Source organism: Mesorhizobium sp. M1A.T.Ca.IN.004.03.1.1 (assembly GCF_003997555.1).
Taxonomy (GTDB): Bacteria; Pseudomonadota; Alphaproteobacteria; order Rhizobiales; family Rhizobiaceae; genus Mesorhizobium.
The window spans coordinates 1-252 of the sequence record NZ_RZTV01000728.1; the positions used below are offsets into that span (position 1 = coordinate 1).

The window sequence follows — 252 nt, forward strand, 5'->3', positions numbered from 1 at the left end:
AGGGTGAAAGATGTTCGATTATTCGTTTGCGCACTGGCTTGCATTTCTGTCGGCGGCGGTTCTGCTCAATCTCTCGCCCGGTCCCGACATCGCCTTCATCCTCGGGCACACGATGAGAGGCGGAAAACGTGCCGGTTTTTCCGCACTGTTCGGCGTCTGGTCCGGCGCCTGCCTGCACGTGCTGATGGCGGCACTCGGTCTCTCGGCCATACTTGCCGCTTCCGCCGTCGCCTTCTCCACGGTCAAATGGAT

At 60.3% G+C, this 252-nt stretch carries 1 protein-coding gene; it reads left to right on the top strand.

Annotated elements, in window-relative coordinates; translation table 11 throughout:
• Positions 1-10 precede the first annotated feature (10 nt).
• A partial coding sequence (locus EOD29_RS33580; protein ID WP_164764038.1) for a LysE family transporter occupies positions 11-252 on the top strand: 242 nt, incomplete at its 3' end.